The sequence below is a fragment of the Prevotella sp. AM23-5 genome (genome assembly GCF_003473645.1).
Classification (GTDB): Bacteria; Bacteroidota; Bacteroidia; order Bacteroidales; family Bacteroidaceae; genus Prevotella; species Prevotella copri_A.
In genome coordinates, this window is the sequence record NZ_QUCG01000027.1 from 1 (window position 1) to 18,149 (window position 18,149).

20 protein-coding genes are annotated in these 18,149 nt (G+C 43.4%); 9 read left to right on the top strand and 11 right to left on the bottom strand.

Annotated elements, in window-relative coordinates:
* Positions 1–36 precede the first annotated feature (36 nt).
* From DW657_RS08260 to DW657_RS08280, 5 genes are all read left to right on the top strand, one after another.
* Positions 37–468 carry a hypothetical protein gene (locus tag DW657_RS08260; protein ID WP_118312141.1) on the top strand — a complete coding sequence of 144 codons (432 nt, stop codon included), beginning with the start codon at positions 37–39 and terminating at the stop codon, positions 466–468.
* A gap of 12 nt (positions 469–480) precedes the next feature.
* A complete protein-coding gene (locus DW657_RS08265) occupies positions 481–987 on the top strand; it encodes a hypothetical protein (RefSeq protein ID WP_118312142.1) in 507 nt (168 codons plus the stop codon).
* A 125-nt stretch (positions 988–1,112) separates the two neighbouring features.
* Positions 1,113–1,658: a hypothetical protein gene (locus DW657_RS08270; RefSeq protein WP_118312143.1), complete on the top strand. Its 546-nt coding sequence runs from the start codon at positions 1,113–1,115 to the stop codon at positions 1,656–1,658.
* Positions 1,655–2,206, top strand: coding sequence for a glycoside hydrolase family 19 protein (locus DW657_RS08275; protein WP_118312144.1), 552 nt, complete (start codon positions 1,655–1,657; stop codon positions 2,204–2,206). The genes DW657_RS08270 and DW657_RS08275 overlap by 4 nt, the downstream gene beginning before the upstream one ends.
* A 4-nt stretch (positions 2,207–2,210) precedes the next feature.
* Entirely contained in the window at positions 2,211–2,807 is a 597-nt protein-coding gene (locus DW657_RS08280; protein ID WP_147381914.1) for a hypothetical protein, read from the top strand.
* A 93-nt stretch (positions 2,808–2,900) separates the two neighbouring features.
* Here the strand turns inward: DW657_RS08280 and DW657_RS08285 are convergent, their stop codons facing one another.
* The 8 genes from DW657_RS08285 to DW657_RS17745 form a co-directional block, all read right to left on the bottom strand.
* Positions 2,901–3,518 carry a hypothetical protein gene (locus DW657_RS08285; RefSeq protein WP_118312146.1) on the bottom strand — a complete coding sequence of 206 codons (618 nt, stop codon included), beginning with the start codon at positions 3,516–3,518 and terminating at the stop codon, positions 2,901–2,903.
* A gap of 254 nt (positions 3,519–3,772) precedes the next feature.
* Positions 3,773–4,507 (bottom strand): MBL fold metallo-hydrolase, encoded by a 735-nt coding sequence (locus DW657_RS08290; protein ID WP_118312147.1) that lies wholly within the window; start codon positions 4,505–4,507, stop codon positions 3,773–3,775.
* A gap of 55 nt (positions 4,508–4,562) precedes the next feature.
* Positions 4,563–5,393: a hypothetical protein gene (locus tag DW657_RS08295; RefSeq protein ID WP_118312148.1), complete on the bottom strand. Its 831-nt coding sequence runs from the start codon at positions 5,391–5,393 to the stop codon at positions 4,563–4,565.
* An 18-nt stretch (positions 5,394–5,411) separates the two neighbouring features.
* A complete protein-coding gene (locus tag DW657_RS08300; RefSeq protein WP_118312149.1) occupies positions 5,412–7,340 on the bottom strand; it encodes an AAA family ATPase in 1,929 nt (642 codons plus the stop codon).
* Positions 7,330–7,980 carry a hypothetical protein gene (locus DW657_RS17570; protein WP_147381915.1) on the bottom strand — a complete coding sequence of 217 codons (651 nt, stop codon included), beginning with the start codon at positions 7,978–7,980 and terminating at the stop codon, positions 7,330–7,332. Before DW657_RS17570 ends, DW657_RS08300 begins: the two co-directional genes overlap by 11 nt.
* Positions 7,901–8,278, bottom strand: coding sequence for a hypothetical protein (locus DW657_RS08310; RefSeq protein WP_118312151.1), 378 nt, complete (start codon positions 8,276–8,278; stop codon positions 7,901–7,903). The genes DW657_RS17570 and DW657_RS08310 overlap by 80 nt, the downstream gene beginning before the upstream one ends.
* An 18-nt stretch (positions 8,279–8,296) precedes the next feature.
* Complete coding sequence (locus DW657_RS08315; RefSeq protein WP_158577334.1) at positions 8,297–8,494, bottom strand: helix-turn-helix domain-containing protein; 198 nt, start codon at positions 8,492–8,494, stop codon at positions 8,297–8,299.
* Positions 8,475–8,639, bottom strand: coding sequence for a hypothetical protein (locus DW657_RS17745; protein WP_158577335.1), 165 nt, complete (start codon positions 8,637–8,639; stop codon positions 8,475–8,477). Before DW657_RS17745 ends, DW657_RS08315 begins: the two co-directional genes overlap by 20 nt.
* Before the next feature lie 187 nt (positions 8,640–8,826).
* Between DW657_RS17745 and DW657_RS08320 the strand changes: the two genes are divergently transcribed.
* On the top strand, positions 8,827–9,453 hold the full coding sequence (locus tag DW657_RS08320; protein WP_147381916.1) for a helix-turn-helix transcriptional regulator: 627 nt from the start codon (positions 8,827–8,829) through the stop codon (positions 9,451–9,453).
* Between the two features lie 160 nt (positions 9,454–9,613).
* A complete protein-coding gene (locus DW657_RS08325; protein WP_118312154.1) occupies positions 9,614–10,975 on the top strand; it encodes a transglycosylase SLT domain-containing protein in 1,362 nt (453 codons plus the stop codon).
* 160 nt (positions 10,976–11,135) lie between these two features.
* Here the strand turns inward: DW657_RS08325 and DW657_RS08330 are convergent, their stop codons facing one another.
* From DW657_RS08330 to radA, 3 genes are all read right to left on the bottom strand, one after another.
* The gene (locus tag DW657_RS08330; RefSeq protein WP_118312155.1) at positions 11,136–12,260 is read right to left on the bottom strand and encodes a TlpA disulfide reductase family protein; all 1,125 of its coding nucleotides are present in this window, start codon (positions 12,258–12,260) and stop codon (positions 11,136–11,138) included.
* A 37-nt stretch (positions 12,261–12,297) separates the two neighbouring features.
* Entirely contained in the window at positions 12,298–12,951 is a 654-nt protein-coding gene (gene queC, locus DW657_RS08335) for a 7-cyano-7-deazaguanine synthase QueC (RefSeq protein ID WP_118312156.1), read from the bottom strand.
* A 99-nt stretch (positions 12,952–13,050) separates the two neighbouring features.
* Positions 13,051–14,535, bottom strand: a complete 1,485-nt coding sequence (gene radA, locus DW657_RS08340; protein ID WP_118312157.1) for a DNA repair protein RadA — start codon at positions 14,533–14,535, stop codon at positions 13,051–13,053.
* A gap of 334 nt (positions 14,536–14,869) precedes the next feature.
* Between radA and pgk the strand changes: the two genes are divergently transcribed.
* Both pgk and DW657_RS08350 read left to right on the top strand, forming a co-directional pair.
* Positions 14,870–16,117 (top strand): phosphoglycerate kinase, encoded by a 1,248-nt coding sequence (gene pgk, locus DW657_RS08345; protein ID WP_118312158.1) that lies wholly within the window; start codon positions 14,870–14,872, stop codon positions 16,115–16,117.
* Positions 16,118–16,268: 151 nt separating this feature from the next.
* On the top strand, positions 16,269–17,963 hold the full coding sequence (locus tag DW657_RS08350) for a putative transporter (RefSeq protein ID WP_118312159.1): 1,695 nt from the start codon (positions 16,269–16,271) through the stop codon (positions 17,961–17,963).
* Positions 17,964–18,149 lie beyond the last annotated feature (186 nt).

Sequence of the window (18,149 nt, forward strand, 5' to 3'; positions counted from 1 at the left end):
ATTGGATGATAGTTGCGGATTTTAGGAAACTAAGAAATGAATATAACAGAGCTTAAAGAAAAACTGCTTGAATCGGTTGACGTATGGGCAGACGCAAGGATTGATGATATGGTTAAGGGTAATCCGATGCTCGCCATACCATCAGCGTATATGAAACGTGCGGCGCACAACATCATATCCAAGAATAAGGATAAGTGGGATAAATCGATAGACAATGCTACCCTATTCCTTGCCGATGAGAACGGCAATATTGACGCAGATACCATCTTTACCGATGCGATGCAGATGCTTAAAGCGGTCGAAAACTACCACTTTGACTTTGGTATTATTCACGGGCATATTGACAATGGTACAATATCCATCGACCTGCCAGACAATCCGTTTATCGCTATCCTCTTTGGGAGCAAGCGAAGCATCAACTTCACAGAGGAGGACTTTGTAGAGTTGAAAGATTTGATAATAGGTTAAAATATATAAGATATGGAAACAAAAGACATTATGAGCAAGTTTGATGAGCTGTATGGGATGATGGCATCATCAGCCAACGTGAAGTATATGCGCACATTTGGAGACACAATGCGCTGCATGATGAAGGATATGGCATCAAAGCACCCAGAGTTGGCGCAAGAGTATCTTGATAAGCTCTGCGCCATCAAGTGGAAGAACTATCTCACAAAGAATGAGGCGTTGGATATTATCGGTAAGATGAATCCCGAAGCAACCTGGAATATGCAAGGATGGTTGGACGAAATGGAAAAATTGGGCTTATGTATGGAGGATAAGCCATATTACAATGATTATGCGCTGTATATAGCAATGAATCAGGTAATAAGCGACCACGGGGAAACCATAGTTGCAATAAAGGGCGAGAAATCTCTTTCTGATATAAATGAGGATGAACTTGTAAAATACGCTTACAAGTTGGCTCTTGACCTACTGAAAGATAAGGATGGCGTATATAATATAAGAGAATACTTTTTGAAGTAGATATACAGTTTGAATCACCCATAAAGAGGAGCTTTTGATAAGTTCCTCTTTATTTGTTTACACCCGATTATCTATTTTCTTCTGTCTTTCGATTTTAAAAGTTATCTTTGCATCAAAAACAAAATATGGTAGGACAAGTAGGAAATACGGGTACAAGAGCGGCAGGGATGATGCTATTCGGGGATGAGTTAAGTTGTATGTTACTCGATACCCGATGGATGCTTATTGCCATCGTTCTACTTATCATTGCTGACTATCGCTTTGGTTGTGAAGAAAGTAGCCTTCGACATAAAAATGCTTTAGAAAGCAAGAGCCCTCTCCTTGCTGATAGATATGAGTTCAGAGCATCACGGGCAAGGCGCAGAACTGCAAATAAATTTGTGGACTACCTTATCTATATAATGGTAGGTGTATCTCTTGGTAGAGCTTTATTGCCGCAGCTTGATATTGATTACATTTGGGGTGGATGGGTTGTTACTGCATTTATTGCGATAAGAATAGAAATCCCAAGCATACTAGGACATTTCTTATTTGTTCGTGGCGTATCAGTAGAGAAGAAGACAATAATGGGCTTCATCAAAGCCTTTGTCGTAGCTCTTGCAAAATCTAAGAGTGAAGGCGTTGGTGATGCCTTAGAAGAAGGATTTAAAGCAACGGAGGATAAAGGATGAAAGTAACAAGAAAACAGATGGAAATCATCATGCCGAATGCTGGAGATAGGATTGATATATATCTTCCTTATATCAACGATTACGCAGATGTTTTCAATATCAATACTCCACTTCGCATGGCACATTTCCTTGCACAAGTGGCTCACGAAACCGCAGAGTTGGTACATATACGAGAAATCGGTAATGCTGACTATTGCCATAAGTATGAGGTTGGTAAGCTCGCAAAGATGTTGGGTAACATTCAGAAGGGTGACGGCTACAGATATAAAGGTCGTGGCTTCTTGCATTTAACAGGAAGGGCGAATTATCAAGCCTACACGAACTCAAAGTACTGCAAAGGTGATGTTGTGGCAGAGCCAAAACTCTTGGAACAACCGAGAGGAGCAGTAAAAAGCGGTATGTGGTATTGGCTAACAAGAGGATTGAATGCCGTAGCTGATAAGAATGATATTAAAGCGGTTACAAAAAAAATCAATGGTGGAACAAACGGCTTGCCGAGCAGAACCAAATATTTGAAGAGAGCTCTGAAAGCCTTTAATATATTATAAGCTTATGAAATGTGTTAAAGATTTGTTTTATTGTTTATCAATTTCAATGCTTCTGTTTCTTATGACGCAGATAGTTATCGGGTGTACGGCTACCCCGAAGGTGGTTACCAGACAGACTTATATCAGCGATAAGCAGTCACATTGGGATTCGATATTTAATGCTAGACTTTCGGCGACCTTTGAACTCTATCAGAGAACTCAAAGTGAGCTAAAAGAAAATAGCAAGTCTGAAACAAACCATATTAGAGATAGCACTTCTACAATGGTTGATAAAGATGGTAATATTCTCAGACAAGCCAAATATCACTACGAGAGCCATAACTATACAGAGGTATTCGTACAGAAGCTCAGAGATAGCATTTCTTACTATAAATCATATAGGGATAGTATAAATAAGTATCGACTCAAAATCGATTCCTTAGATAAAGCTAAACAAGATTCTGTTCCATATCCCGTATATATAGAGAAGCCGATGAATAAAATAGATGCTACATACTGTCGATTAGGTAAGGTTACGGCGGTATTCGTGCTTCTCTTCATGGTAGGTATGATATTCTTGGCAATATATAAAAATAGAAAAAAGATAAGACATTTTCAATAGTTACAGATACTTATAGGTTTTAGTTTTTTTTGGTTATAAGATTGTTAGGATAACAAAGGCGGTTACTCGTGAAGAGCAGCCGCCTTATTTTTTTTAGTATTTCTTTCCTCCGTGATGATACTCACGGGTCTCATTATAGCGCATCTTTAGATTAATGTGCTGTACAAGGTCGATACCTAGTGATTCTGCCCATTCAAAGGTAGCAACGATTATATCATTAAAATAAGCTTCGATTATTTCATTAAAATAAGCTTTACTGAGCAAAGAGTTATTCGGGGTGGCAAAATTTAATATACCTCTTGAAATGAAGAATGCATTAACTGTAAAATCTCTTGTTTTACAGAGTTCTACATTTTCTTCATCGGTTGTATATTTTGTTCTACATTTTACGTTTTTTAACCCCATAAGGTCAAATAAACGAATGCAGATGTCTGCCAATTCACTCTCAACAGTTCCCTCAATATGTTCGCCGTAGAATTTTTCAACCAAACCTCCGTGGTGGTCGTTAGCGATAACGCAATCAAGCCCACTCTTATCAAGGTCATTCATCCAACGCCCCTTGCGGTCAGCTTGAACGGCTTCCGTAACCTCTGTGCTAATCATCATAACCCAGTGTGCCGTAGGCTTCTTCTCTTCGTGCCATCCGTGTTTCACGGCATTATTATAGGCACGTTCTACCCATTCTTTAACTTGTTTTCCTTTTATTACCATAATTATCTGTATTTATGTTTATTACACCATTTCCAACAGTTTATACTTTCTTCTTTATCGCAGCAAAAGCCATCACCATAAATACCTTCATTGGTAAATGAAATGCAATTACCGCAATATGGCTCTTCATTTTCTTTTTTCATGCAAATAACGTTTTATTGATTCACACAACAACTTATTTTCATCTGTAAGCTTTCTAACCTCCTCTTGTAGTTGCTCTATGATATGCAAATACGATATTTCTTCAAGAGTTTTCATTTCATCAACTCCAATGAGAATCCTTTCTTCGCAACGTAAACCGCCTTACCCGTGGCTTTTGCTACCTCAGAAGAGAATAATACGGCATCGCCATTATTTGCACTCATGTGAATAAGAATAATCGCTTTCGTTCTTTCTAGTTTATTCTCTTTCAAGCAGTTCAGACATCTTTCCAAGCTCATGTGGGTAGCTTTCGCTCTAATGCCAATCTTCTTGGGAATAATGCCCTCTCTCACACTCTTATCAACCAACGAATCCATGTGATTGCATTCGATAAGGATATAGTCAAGTGGAAAAGACAGCTTATACTTTATATGATGGCTATCCGTAAGGAAAAGCATATCTCCCATATCGTGATGATAAATAATAAAGCCGCAAGGCTCTTTGGTGTCGTGAACTGTATCGAAAGCCTTTATAACGAAGTTACCAATACGAAACTCTTCAAGCATCGGTATGGCATTATAATGAAATTCACCTTCCTTAATCTTCTTTTCTTCCAAAGTACCTTTGGTTGCAAAGATATTGAAAGGTCGTGCATACTGACGAATAAACCCTGCGTGGTCGCCGTGGCTATGAGTAATCAAGCAACCGACAACCTTTTTGAGATTTCCTCCAAGTGCTTCTACGGCATCTTTTAAGGGCATTCCACATTCTATGATAAGTGCTTCATCATCATTCTGTAGAATATACCCATTACCAGAGCTTCCACTACCTAATGTAACTAATTGCATATTCTATACCTTATTATATATAGGAGAGAGATTCCTCTCTCTCCTATCCGTTATTTTACTGCTGCTTAAATATATCAGGCATTTCCTGTTTACCCATCGGCTGAGCCTTAGGCTTGGTTTGAGCCGCATTTTCTGCGGTCTGAGCGGTTTTCTGCTCATTACTTGGGGTATTATCAGCAGCCTTATTTTCCTCCTTATTCTCGCCATTATTCATACCGAGCGACTGAGAATTGGCTTGCTGTTCCTCTTGCTGCTGAGCTTCTGCGAGTTTCTCTTCGGCTGAAAGCTGCTCAACGTTATCGGTTGTAATCTCGGTATAATCGCCATCCTCCAAATCCTCTTTAACAGCAAGCCCGCAAGTAATTTCAGGACAATAGGCGTTCTGAAATCTTGTAGCAGCACGATAACGAAGCATCTGCTCTGGGTCAGCTTGCCAGTTGCTACCTTTTTTATCATACCATCCTTTTATTTTTGCTTGGTGAATGGTGACAGTAGAGCCTTTAAGCACTTCGCCTTGCTTATCTATTGCATAAGCATAGCAGCCCCAATCGTCTTTTCCTTGCTCACCGACAAATTCATAGCGAAGAGGTGTTGCAAACAATCCACTTGCATTGATACAAGCAATAAGAAATCTAGCGGAGAAAGAAGGCATACCATATATTACCGCCATATTTTGCATAATCATAAGTGGATTTGTATGAATGCGCTGTGCTAAATCAATAGCAATCATAACATTACCTACGTTCCCTTTAAATGTATCGGGAATAATTGTGGACGCTGATAAAATCTGCGCCATTCTATAACCAGTATTAAAACTGTCTTGATTTGCGAACATATTAAGTCCGCTAACTTGTGGCTGTGAAACCACGATTCCATTTTCTTCCATAATTTCTATATTTATATTTTAAAGTGATTTTATCTCCAATGGCTGTCCGTAGATGCATTGCAAGTAGATAATCTGCTGCTCAACGGGCACGATGTGCTCTGCCGATTCTTTGCGGTCAACGAACAGAGGTACGAAGATATTTGAAGCCTTAGATATACCGCTGATAATATCAACGCCCATATCAATAACAGTTCCATCATTCGTATTATCGTAGTCAATACCATCCTTATCAATAGCGGTGCAGATTTCCTTCTCATCATCATTGGTCTTATTCTGCTCATAGAACTTCCAACGAATGAGTAAGAAGTATGAATTTACCTTCTGCTCAACAAGATTAATCTTTGCCTTCTTATAAGCTTTGATTTGGCTAATAACTTCACCACAATCAGCAATAATCTGAGATAACTCAACAGAGCGATTATTGAGCTTTTCCTTCTCAGCGTTAATACGCTTATTAGTCTCCTCGCCTGCGATTTTGTTAACTAACTCGTCACGTTGAGAAACAAGGGACTTCTTTTTCTCCTTATTCTCTTCGATTGTAGAATCAACCTTCACAACATGCTTAATTGCTTCAATATCGGCGAGGTCTTTATCAAAGCCCATCTCTTCCGCAGCAGCTTCCCAAGTTTGGTTCTGCTTCTCTGTACGCTCGTTAATTAACTTCTGATACTCAGATTGAGCATTCTTTACCTTATCCTCATCTTGTGCCTTGGTAATCTGCTCATAGGTATTGATATTACCTTTAAGGACAGTTATCTGTTGCTTAATCTGAGCAGCCTCATTCTGTATTTTCGTGAGTTCTTCAGACTTATTCTTATTGAACTCAGCAACAGCGTTATCATACTCCTTTGCCTTCATTTCGTCCGTATAAGGACGACCACAAACTGGACAAACATCTGTTTGCTTATGGTTAAATTTCTTTTCGTTAGCATTATTCCACTCTTTAATCTTGTCTTTGAAATTAATAGTGACCTCTGCCAAGGAAACCTTATTCTTCTTATTGGTCTCCATATTTGTAGTATATACAGATTTAGCGTCATTGAGTTTCGTTGAAGCCGTAGAAATCTTCTTCGTAAGCTCATCAATCGCCTTAATCTTAGCATCTTGCCAAACCTTCTGTACATTCGCAACCTTAACGTTATGCGCTTGCAATTTATTGAGGTAATCTTCCATAGCAGGGTCTTTCTCAGTCGTGCCCTCCAATGCCGCATCTATAGCAGCAATATCAGCATCAATCTTTGCTTTCTGTGCTTTGAGAGCAGTAAAATCGGCATCAACTCTTAGAGCCTCTTGTGCCTGAACCTTTGCAGGTATCAAATCCAACTCCTCTTCCGCTTTCTTCTTTGTTGCCTTCTGCTGTGTAAGCATATCGGAGAGTTTTTTCTTCTCTTTAATTAAGCCCTTATACACCATAGGATAAGGCTTCATCAATTCTTCCTCATTGATTTTGCCTGCCAGCGACATAAGCATTTTACGGCGGTCATCAACCTTATAAGACATAAAGATGTTGATATTAGACAGAACGAGCCATTTATTGAGTGGACAAAGTTCTTCGAGTTTGGCGTTGAAATCTTTCTGTGAAAGAGGAACGTCATCGATAAGTCTATCCTGTGTAGTACTTTGCAACTTCTCATCTGCTGTACCCTTATTCTTCCAATTCTCAGAAAGAATACGCTGTACCTTAATCTCTCGCTCATCATTATAGTTAAGTACTACAGTGACAGAGGTTTCAAGATGATGAATAACATCATTATTAATATCAAGAGGTTGTACGGTGGCATTCTTCTTGCTTATAACGCCGAAGATTGCCCAAAGATAGGCATCATAGATAGTTGTCTTACCTACCTTATTTGCGCCACTAATAACCATATTGTGGCTAAAGTTAATTTCTTGACCCCGAACCTTCTTGAAGTTCTGTAAGGTCATTGACTTGATTTCAATTTTCATTGTTGTATTTTTTATTAGCGTTAAACGGTTTATATTCGTGACCAGCCTTAAAACCAATGAGTGCTTTCGCAAGTTCTTTGCTTAATTTGCTACATATAGCATTAACGATACTAAGGTCAGTTCTTACATCTTTCTTTCGCTCCTTGTTGGCATCGGATTCCATCTGTGATAGCATTTGCGCTCTTTCGGTATCGAACTTCTGTAAAGCCTCCATCAGATTCTGCGGATTGATAGTATTACCTACATATATCTTTCCATATCCCCCACCTACAAGTGATTCAAAAAAGTAGGTAAGTTCGCTTGGAGATAGATAATAGTAGATATTTCTAATACGCCTTGCCATAAAGACAACTTGTAGGCTATTTACCGAATTTCCAGCACCAAGAAGTCTAAATGTATCTAATAATTGAGCTTTCACCCATTTTAGAGCGAACCCTTCTCCATAATCATTATCTAAAGATGCTAATGTATTGGTATCTTTAAGAGCAGAAGTTAGTGAAAATACTGGCTTTTTTCGCTCACTGATTAAAGGATAATTGGTTTCTACCCACTCTTCAAAATTAATCAGCGTTAAAGACCGCTGCTGCTGTCCTTGCGAAATTAAGCTCTGTTCGCTGCTGCTGTTGCTGTACTTCGTCATACTCAGAATATACTTCATCCTCCCAGGCACGGGAATTAAGATAAGTTAGAGGGTGCTTCTGATACACCTTCTTAGTGATTGATGCAACATATCGTGGCGTAGCTGCCATACAAGCGGCTCTATCCTTCTTAGTCATGTGCATCCACTTCTTTAAGCATTTCTGCTTGCCGACACACTTACCATACATCTTCCACCAACTCTCGAACTCATCATTAATGATAGAGACAGATTGCGGAGGTATTACCTCGTAACCTTGGGATTCTAATAATGTGATTGCTTCTTGTATCTCCTTTTCCATATTTACACCTTTTATATATTATATATACTCGCCACCCCAAAATCGAGTAATCTCTGACCCTGCGATAGCTACTTGACCATTCGGTCTTACAGTTCTATTAAGGAATCCACCTTTAATATAGCGGTAGATAGTCGTTACACTAACACCTAGCTTTTCAGCAGTCTCCTTGATAGAATATCTGCCTTTCGGCTTCACATCAGGCGGTTCGTTTATCATCGTTACCTCCTTTCTTTTTATTGCGTTTGAGGATTCCATAGATGCTAGCCTCACACGCATATTTGAAGTCACTCATTGTACGCCGCACAGCCTCAGACTTCTTGAAGCCCTGCTTCATGTAGTTCTCTACAGATTGAACTACCAAGCTTTCTTTCTCTTTTTGAGACTTAATAACCATATTTAACTATAAATTTATATAGAAATTAATATAAAATCACTATCTTTGCAACCGAAATATATCGGTGCTTTGTAATTACACCGCAAAATTAATAAAAAAATTCGAGAAACTATTATTTTCTATTAATATTTTAATAATAATTAATATAAAACGTATGAGTACACTATTGGAAAGAGCAAAAAAGGTAGCTGAGCACAAGGGAATGTCAATGGCTCAGTTTCAGGAGAAGATTGGTGTGAGCATCAGTCATTTCTACAATACAGATAAATTATCATTGAAAACAAAAAGAGCCGTCTCAGAGGTATTCCCAGATATTAATGCTGATTGGCTTGAAACGGGCGAAGGTTTTATGACTAACAATGATAAGCTACAAGAGGAAGGTAAATTTTATAAAGTACCCCTTCTTCCTGTTGCAGCGCAAGGTGGTACACCAAACAATTTCGAGTATCAGATAAAGCAACACGATTGCGAAATGATGATTTCTCCTATTGAGAATATTTCAATGGCAATCACAGTTACGGGCGATAGTATGTCGCCAGAGTACCCAAGCGGAAGTAAGGTTCTTGTGCAGAAGATTAACGAGAAGGCTTTCATTGAATGGGGAAACACCTATGTGCTCGATACAGTAAATGGAGCTATCATTAAGAATGTATTCCAAGCTAAGGGTGATGACACAAAGATTATCTGCCGCTCGGTGAACCCTAATTTTGCAGACTTTTCCGTTGATGTCTCTGATATTAGAGGATGGTACAGAGTGCGCTGTTGTATCACCATAAAGTAACGTTAAAAAACGTAAAACGTGCAAATTTCGTGCAAACCGATTATCACGAAAGGCGTAAGTGTTTGAATAATAAGTCGAAAGAAAGCACATACTGCATATTGTTAGAATATGCAAATAATTTCGCACTTATATGCTTTTTTTTTGTACTTTTGCAGTCGCAATGAGAAAAAAATTATATTTATACACATTATATTCGCTGTTTTTGCTTGCCAGTTGCGCTGACAAGAAACCGCAACAGGAACTCACTCCCTGGGGAACTCCCGTGGGAGAAGTGGAATCTATGGACGGTTCTGACGAAGAGGAATCTGACGAAAACGCAGCAGATGGCGATGCTGGCGCTCAGGCTCAGCAACGGGGTCTGTCGCTGTCGGATATCCAGGACAATGGCGAGCTGATCATGCTTACAGTGAATGGTCCTACCACCTATTATGATTACCACAACCACGGAATGGGTCTGCAGTACCTGCTCTGCGAGAAGTTTGCCCAGCAGATTGGTGTGTCGTTGAGAGTGGAGGAATGCAAGGATACTACCGAGATGATTCAGAAGCTCCAGAAGGGAGAAGGCGACATCATCGCCGTTCCCCTGCCCCGTCATATATTAAAAGGTGGAAAATCATCGGCAGGAAAGAATAAAACGGCTGCTAAATCGGTTTCCGGAGATAGCAAGACTATCAATCTACTTTTCTGCGGCGTAACACCTGATAAAGGCAAGACGCAGTGGGCGGTAGTTGGCGGCAACAAGAGTCTCGCCGATACACTGAACGGATGGTTCAAGCCAAAACTGATAGCCGAGGTGAAAAAGGAAGAGTCCTTCCTACTCTCTACGGCAAGCATCCGCCGACATGTCTATTCTCCTTTCCTCAACCGTTCCAAGGGAGTCATCTCCCGCTACGACCATCTCTTTATGAGATACAGCGGAACGGCACGTATGGACTGGCGCCTGATGGCTGCACAGTGTTACCAGGAGAGTTGCTTCGACCCGAATGCCAAATCATGGGCTGGCGCCTGCGGACTGATGCAGATCATGCCATCTACCGCTGCCCACCTGGGATTACCGATGAGTGCCATCCACGATGCAGAGGCGAATGTGGCAGCAGCAGCCAGATACATGGCAGAACTCCAGGGACATTTCTCGGATGTAGGCGATCCGGCACAGCGTGCGCTCTTCGCTCTGGCAGCCTATAATGGTGGTTTCCACCATATCCGTGATGCAATGGCACTGACCAGGAAACACGGTGGCAACCCACAGAACTGGGGACATGTAAGAGAATACGTGCTGCGCCTTACCCAACCCGCCTATTATGGCGACCCAGTGGTGAAATATGGTTATATGCGAGGTACAGAGACGGCAGATTATGTAGATAGAATCCGTGCCCGCTGGAGCGAGTACTGCGGTGGAGCCAGCTTCCACGAGAGCTATCGGGGCGGCAGCCGTGGACCAGGCATCGGAAGAGGCACCGACTCCTTCAATGGCGCACCGGTAAAATCAAAGAGAAACTATCAAAGGAAATACCATATATAAAATATGATATAGATTGGCCCCACACGGGCTGAAAGCCCAGAAGCACCTAGCCCAGGGCAACACCCTGGGTAAACATAGAGTATAACAGAAGCGCCCTGAAAGGGCAAAAGCATTAAATCTACTATGCTTTTGCTCTTTCAGGGCGCTTTGCTAATTGGACTTACTTACCAAGCACTTCATCGAGCAAGGTGTAGAATGCAGGATCCTCCCCCACGATGGTCTTTACGATCTTGCCGTCAGGACCCACAACAATCTTGGTTGGGAAACCCTGGATACCATACTTATCCAGAAGATCGCCGCCTTTTGGATTATATACGTGAATCCATGGCAACTGATGCTTCTCAACGGCAGCCTTCCATTTAGCCTCGGTATCGTTGCAATCAACACCCAGGATCTCGAACTTACCCTTATACTTCTCGTAGTACTCCTTCATCTTAGGCATACCCTTGATGCACCAACCGCACCATGAACCCCAGAAGTCGATGACAACATACTTGCCACGAAGACTGGAAAGAGAGAATGGCTTGCCATTGATGTCGTTCAAGGTGAAGTCAGGAGCATCTATACCGGAAGCCTGCAACTTCTTAGCCTTCTCATCAGCCTCTGCACGCTTCTTAGCCATATCAATAAAATACTGATAATAGGCCTTCATTCTTCCATTCTTCACATTCTCAGAGAGTAAGCCTAGAAGTTCCTTCATCTGGTCGTAATCATCCATCTTCTCGAAAAGTGTGGCACATGCCTCGTTATCAGGGTTCTGCTTGACGAAAGCAAAGATTTTCTCCGTTCTAGTCTTCAGCAAAGCAGGCATTTTTTTCTCATACTCATTCATGATGGTCTCACGGTCTTCACCATTCTTCGTGCGAGCATCCAGAGATTCAGAATACTCCTTCAAGTCCTTCTCGGCAGACTCCATCATCAAATCAACCTCATGATACTGCTGATAGAACTTGCTACCGGCAATATCGAAACGGGTAGCGAAATCACCCTTTATCTCAGCCTTCTCGCCTGGCACGCAAGGGAAGTTGAACATCTTTCGTTCCAAACCACGATAGGTCTTCGGTGTCAGGAAAGCACGGTTTGACACCTTGGTAAGATTATCAGAATAGGTAAACTTACCATTTTTAACCAAGATGGTATCCATCTTCACATCACGGCCTTTGAACACGATTACAGAATCGGCTGCAAAATTCTTCAAGTCTACCTTCACCTGAAAGTTGTTCTTCTGAGCCATAGCAGCAGTTGATGCCAGCACCAAGGCTGCACTCAAAATCATTTTCTTCATTGTATCTTCTTATATCTTTGTTTTTTCCATTTTGAAATTAATCCTCATACTCCGTAGTATCTTCGATACCTGCCTCAGCCAGAGCTTCCTTGCGCTCCACGCAGGTACCGCATTTTCCGCAGTGCTTCTCACCACCCTTGTAGCAGCTCCAGGTCTCGGCATAATCAATGCCCAGCTTCTTGCCGATGGCTGCAATCTCGCCCTTGGTGATGTTGGTATAAGGAGCCACCACGCGAACATCTACGAAGGTGCCAGCCTCGGCAGCCTCATCGATTGCCTTGATAAATTCTGGGCGACAGTCCGGATAGATGGTGTGGTCGCCTCCATGATTAGCTATGAGCACCTTCTTCAGATTGTTGCTCTCAGCGATACCGATGGCGATACTCAGCATGATACCATTACGGAAAGGCACCACGGTAGATTTCATATTGTCATCGGCATAATGTCCCTCAGGGATGGCATCGGCACCTTCCAGGAGAGAGCTCTTGAAATACTGATGCATGAATCCCAGATCAATGGTGATATGCTTGATGCCCAGTCGTTCGCAGTGCATCTTGGCGAAAGGAATCTCCCGCTCGTTGTGATTGCTTCCATAGTTGAAACTGATACCCAGGGCTATCTCGTCCTTCTTGTCATAGAGCAGGGTAATACTATCCATACCGCCGCTCACAATAATTACTGAATCCTTCATTTATTTTGAACTTTTTATTTTAAAGTCAGATTATACAATATTCATAAAGTCAGATTGTACACAAAAATCTGCGGAATCCGAGAAATCTGCGTGAGATCTTCACCCGAACAGGCAGCGAAACGCCTCTTCCACCTTCCTTACGGGATGAATCTCTATCTGATACTTCTTATGGTCGAAACCATGATAATTATACTTCGGAATGATGATATGCTGGAATCCGAGCTTCTCTGCCTCAGCGATGCGCTGCTCGATACGGCTCACCGGACGCACCTCGCCACTCAGTCCTACCTCGCCACACATACACCAGCCCTGCTCTATCGCTGTATCCACATTGCTGCTCAATACCGCAGCCAGTACACTCAGGTCCATCGCAGGGTCCGTCACTCGCAAGCCTCCCGCAATGTTCAGGAACACATCCTTCGCCATCAACTTGAAGCCCACTCGCTTCTCCATCACTGCAAGGAGCATATTCAGTCTTCGCTGGTCGAAACCCGTTGCCGAGCGCTGGGGAGTTCCGTATGCCGCCGTGCTCACCAGAGCCTGCGTTTCCACCAGGAACGGGCGCACACCCTCGATGGCAGCACTGATGGCAACACCCGACAATCCGTCGTGGTCTTCCGTAAGGAGCAGTTCCGACGGATTGCTCACCTGTCTCAATCCTCCCTGCAGCATCTCATAGATGCCGAGTTCCGAAGTGCTTCCGAATCGGTTCTTGATACTTCGCAGGATGCGGTACATATAATGTTGATCACCCTCAAACTGGATGACGGTATCCACAATATGCTCCAGAATCTTCGGACCAGCCAGGGTTCCCTCCTTATTAATATGTCCGATCAGGATAACAGGGATACCGCTGGTCTTGGCAAATCTCAGGAGCGATGCTGCGCATTCACGCACCTGGGATACAGAACCAGGAGAACTATCCACACTCTCTGTAGCAATTGTTTGGATAGAATCGATAACTATCAGTTCTGGAGCCACTTGCTGAATATGGGAAAAGATTTTCTCTAACTGTGTTTCACAGAGAATCGTAATATGATCGAAGGCATTCTCCGGTGGGGTTCCTGCCAACGAAGCAACGTCTTCTGCCGATGTTCCCTTCAGCATAGCCTGTCCCTTCGCCAGTCTGTCAGCTCTCAGCTTAATCTGATGGGCACTCTCCTCACCGCTCACATACAGCACCCTTCTATGTTTCATATTCAGGATGGTCTGCAGCGTAAGGGTACTCTTTCCGATGCCCGGTTCACCGCCCAGCAGGGTAATGCTTCCCGGCACCATACCGCCACCCAGTACGCGGTTCAGCTCCTCGTCCATCATATCGATACGCGGCTCATCCACAGCCGAAATATCCTTCAGATTCATCGGCTTGGCATCCGCGTCGGAGTGTTGCCCACCAAACATGGTAGCAGCCCCGCCATGCCTCATGGTCATGCCAGCGCTTTTAGCCGCCTGCGATCCCGAATCAGCCGCAATGCGTATCTCCTTAAAAGTATTCCATTGTCCGCAGCTAGGGCATTTACCCATCCACTTGGCACTTTCCTGCCCGCAGTTGCTGCAAACGTATGCTATCTTATCTTTTGCCATAACGATTGAATTTGTCGGCAAAGGTACAGTTTTTTTTCTTTAAACACTAAAAAAGTAACCATTTTTACATTTTATAACCATCGTTTTGCAAAGTAGATATGGCAAAAAAGCTTATCTACCACAAAAAATCTTTAAATCGTAGCAGAAAGATTTGGTAGTACCGATTATTTTTGTTACTTTTGCCTACGGAAAGAGTTTGTTACGACCCGACACCACTCCTATTTTTATATAGTATGCACATAGGAGCCTGATAAGCTCACTAGTCGTAGGGCAAAGGTCGTTTCAGCAGTAAACAGGGTTAATAACATAATACTAATATAAAAATTTAGGTAAAATGAAAATTGAGAATTTTAACTTTGCTGGTCACAAGGCAATCGTACGCGTTGATTTCAACGTGCCATTGGATGAGAATGGTAATGTAACAGACGACACTCGTATCCGCGGTGCCCTCCCTACTTTGAAGAAGGTACTCGCAGACGGTGGTGCGCTCATCATGATGAGCCACATGGGTAAGCCAAAGGGCAAGGTTAAGCCAGAGCTTTCACTCTCTCAGATTGTTAAGAACGTATCAGACGCTCTCGGTGTAGAGGTTAAGTTTGCCAAGGACTGCGGTAACGCTGAGGCTGAGGCTGCTGCCTTGAAGCCAGGTGAGGCTCTCTTGCTCGAGAACCTTCGTTTCTATCCTGAAGAGGAAGGCAAGCCAGTAGGTGTAGAGAAGGGTACTCCTGAGTTCGACGCTGCTAAGGCTGAGATGAAGGAGCGTCAGAAGAAGTTCGCTGCTAAGTTGGCTTCTTACGCTGATGTATATGTAATGGACGCATTCGGTACAGCTCACCGCAAGCACGCTTCTACAGCTGTCATCGCAGATTCTTTCGACAAGGATCACAAGATGCTCGGTTTCCTGATGGAGAAAGAGGTAAAGGCTGTTGACGCAGTACTCGGCAACATCAAGCGCCCATTCACAGCTATCATGGGTGGTTCTAAGGTTTCTACCAAGATCGGTATCATCGAGAACTTGTTGACTAAGGTTGACAACCTGATTCTCTGCGGTGGTATGACTTATACATTCTCTAAGGCTCTCGGCGGCAAGATCGGTATGTCTATCTGCGAGGATGACAAGCTCGATGTAGCTCTCGACGTAATCAAGAAGGCTAAGGAGAACGGTGTAAACCTCGTACTCGGCACAGACTCTATCTGCGGTGACGACTTCAAGAACGACTGCAATACCCAGGTTTGCCCATCTAACAACATCCCTGACGGCTGGGAGGGTATGGACGCAGGTCCTGAGACTCGCAAGGCTTTCGCTGCAGCTATCAAGGGTGCTAAGACAATCCTCTGGAACGGTCCTGCAGGTGTATTCGAGTTCGACAACTTCGCTGGTGGTTCTAAGGCTATCGCTGACGCAATCGCTGAGGCTACTAAGGAGGGTGCATTCTCACTCATCGGTGGTGGCGACTCTGTAGCTTGTATCAACAAGTTCGGTTTGGCTGATCAGGTATCTTATATCTCTACAGGTGGTGGTGCTCTCCTTGAGGCTATCGAGGGTAAGGTATTGCCAGGTGTAGCAGCTATTGAGAAGTAATCAATAGGTATCTATATAAATTGAGTTCGGGGGCATCCCATCCGTGGATGTCCTCGAATTTTTCAGTATAAGATACCCCACCTTAATAATCACGATACAGTATTCCCTTTATTCAATATATTTATTAAAACCGAAAATTTAAAAGAAATTAATGGATTGGATTATTAATCTTTTCACCAACACAGAGTCGGTGGCTCACATCGCCCTACTCTACGCAATCGTGATTGCGGTTGGTGTGTATCTGGGAAAGATCAAGATCGGTGGCATCTCGCTGGGTGTTACCTTCGTGCTCTTCGCAGGTATCCTGGCCGGCCACGTGGGCTTCACGGGCCCTAAGGAAATCCTTACCTTCGTGCAAGACTTCGGACTGATACTCTTTGTCTTCATGATTGGTATGCAGGTGGGTCCTGGCTTCTTCGAGAGTTTCAAGAAAGGTGGTGTGACGCTGAACTTGCTTTCTGCCACAGCTATCCTGCTCAACATCCTCGTGATGTTCGGATGCTATTACCTCTTCTTCGACACCAGCAACCCACAGAACCTGCCTATGATGGTGGGTACCCTCTATGGTGCGGTTACCAACACCCCAGGTCTTGGTGCTGCCAACGAGGCATTGCTCAGTGTTTTCCCTAACGGTGCTCCTAGCATCGCCAACGGTTATGCCTGTGCCTATCCTCTGGGTGTGGTTGGTATCATTGGTGCTACCATCCTCATCAAATACATCACCCGCGTGGATATGGCTGCAGAAGAAGAGCAGCTCAACGAGGAGGAGGCTGCCAACCCTCATGCAAAACCTCACAATATGCACCTGCGCGTGGAGAATGCCTACATCGCAGGTAGAACGCTGAGAGAGGTTTCAGAGTTCTTGAACCGTGACATCGTCTGCTCAAGACTCCTCCACAACGGAGAGGTGAGCATCCCTAACAGCAAGACAACCTTCGAGGTAGGCGACGAGCTGCTCGTGGTTTGTGCTGAGGCTGATGCAGAGGCCATCAAGGCTTTCATCGGTCCTGAGATTGATGCAGAGTGGGACCGCGAGAAGGATGAGGTTCAGCATTTCGTATCCAGAAGAATCATCGTTACCCGTCCTGAGATGAACGGCAAGACCCTGGGTAAGATGCACTTCTCCAGTGTATATGGTGTGAACGTGACCCGTATTTCCCGTCAGGGTATGGATCTCTTCGCAAGCCGTAACCACCACTTCCACGTGGGCGACCGCGTGATGGTAGTAGGTCCTGAGGAGAATGTAAACCGTGTGGCTGAAATCATGGGTAACTCTGTAAAGCGCCTCGATGCGCCTAACATTGCTACCATCTTCATCGGTATCATGGTGGGTATCATCTTCGGTTCTCTCCCATTCGCTATCCCAGGCATGCCAGTACCATTGAAGCTGGGTATCGCAGGTGGTCCGCTCATCATCGCCATCCTCATCGGCCGTTTCGGTTATCGCATGAAGCTGGTTACCTATACCACTACCTCCGCCAATATGATGCTGCGAGAGATAGGACTGGTACTCTTCCTGGCGAGTGTAGGAATCAAGGCTGGTGCCGGATTCTGGGACACTGTAGTTCAGGGCGACGGATTGAAGTATGTGGGATGCGGTTTCCTCATCACCATTATTCCTATCCTCATCGTGGGTACCATCGCCAGATTGAAGTTCAAGTTCAATTACTTCACCATCATGGGTATGCTTGCCGGTACTTATACTGATCCTCCAGCATTGGCCTATGCCAACGCATCCTGCTCTAAGGAGGCTCCAGCCGTAGGTTACTCTACCGTATATCCATTGAGTATGTTCCTCCGTATCTTTACAGCCCAGATCGTGGTGCTGTTCTTCTGCGGAGCATAAACGCTTACAAAAGTTAATAAAACAACTAGTAATAGTTATAAATTATAAAAGAGGTGCACAAAGATAAAAATTTGTGCACCTTTTTTGTTGCCTTTTCACAAATTATTCGTAACTTTGACGCATTAAAACAACAGACAAGAAAACCTAATGTGATTTTCTTAAAAATGAAAACTTCTAAAACGTTGA